Raw genomic sequence first — 1602 nt, 5'->3', positions numbered from 1 at the left:
GGATGATTCAAATCCTCCTAAAACGTCTTGCTTAACTTCTCAAACACTCTCTCAGATGCTGATAGTTTGTGTCAGCGTTGAAATGCAGGACTTGGTGTATTTAGAAAAGGGAAGCTTGCAAAAGGCAATCGAACAGTTGCTTTAGTTAACGAACGAGTCACAGACAACCCATAGCAGAAACGATGAGCGTATGCGCAAATTGCTAACTTAAGCGATCGCCCCAAAGATCGACCTCAAAACTTTTGCCAAAAAGCGATCGCAGTTTCTCTAGAATGCCAATAAAATATCAACGGGCTGCTACGAAAGTAAGAATAAAGTGTATTGTTGATGCACTTAACAACGATTCAACTATGTATGTATTTTGGGGCTAGAAAATCATGGGAAAAGTGATTGCAACCGTGAATATGAAAGGTGGCGTTGGTAAAACCACCTTAACCGTCAATATTGCCACTTGTTTGGCTAAAATCCATCGCAAAAAGGTCTTGGTCGTGGATTTAGATACCCAAATCAGTGCCACCCTAAGCATGATTTCACCGGCTGAGTTTGCTAAGTGCAGAAAAGAAAATCGCACCTTGCGGCATTTGGTCAGCCAAGCGATCGCGAATTATGGCGTGCAGGTTGATGCCCCAGGTCAAAAAGTTTACCAAGTTAAAGATCTTGTCATCCCCCATGTTTGTAAAGTAAACGGGTTAGATCTACTAGTAGGGGATATCGATCTATACGACGAATTTTTAGTGTCGGAAATGTTGTATAACCGATCGCTACTATATGAAGAAAAACAAACTTTTCAGCAGACTTGGAGTAGGTTTGAGCAAACCCTCATTAAAGGAATTCTGGAGCCTGCGCTGAAAACCTATGACCTGATCATTCTCGACTGCGCCCCAGGATATAACCTACTTACCCGCAGTAGTATCATTGCCAGCGATTATTACCTCATGCCTGCAAAGCCCGAGCCTCTGTCGGTGGTGGGCATTCAACTTCTAGAAAGGCGCATTGAGAAACTGCGTGAAATCTATCGAGATGACATCTCAATTAATATTCAACTCTTGGGTATCGTCTTTAGCATGTCAGCAGGTTTTACCCTAAGTAGATATTACAAAAAGGTCATGGATAGGGTAAGTGCGGACTTTAGTAGTACAAAAATTTTTAAAACTAAAATTCCCAATGATGTCAATATTGCTAAAGCCGTAGATGATTTTGTGCCTGTGTCTGTAGCTAATCCCAATTCAGCCGGTGCAAAAGCCTTTGCGGAAGTCACCGTGGAGCTTTTGAAAAAGTTAGAAGTTTCCTTAGGCAAAAAGGAACAAACCTCGAGACTGAGCTTAGTGGATTTGGAATGAGGTTCCAAAAACTCCAAGCCGCGATCGCGCGATCGCCTTCATCTGAGATAGATTCTACAGTCGGGGTCTTCCCTGTACACATAAGTAGGGTTTGCTGAAAAAATTGTCAAAAATAACAGCGGGATTCTGGCGGTAATGGACAGGTTTTGTTTGTAATTGGATTTCTCCTAATCTGAATAAACTCTAAGTTCGTTAAATTTTTTAATGAACCGCCAATTCAAGGATGAAATGCAACGCCTAGAGATCTTTGCGTAAAGGGACT

Annotated in this window: 1 protein-coding gene; it reads left to right on the top strand. The window is 41.9% G+C overall.

What is annotated here, in order from left to right; translation table 11 throughout:
• Window positions 1-377: 377 nt before the first annotated feature.
• Window positions 378-1340: a ParA family protein gene (locus V2H45_RS25495; RefSeq protein ID WP_330486508.1), complete on the top strand. Its 963-nt coding sequence runs from the start codon at window positions 378-380 to the stop codon at window positions 1338-1340.
• Window positions 1341-1602 lie beyond the last annotated feature (262 nt).

Source organism: Tumidithrix elongata BACA0141 (assembly GCF_036349135.1).
Lineage (GTDB): Bacteria > Cyanobacteriota > Cyanobacteriia > Pseudanabaenales > Pseudanabaenaceae > Tumidithrix > Tumidithrix elongata.
Note: the sequence above shows the minus strand (reverse complement) of the source record. Positions and strands in the feature narration are given on the sequence as shown.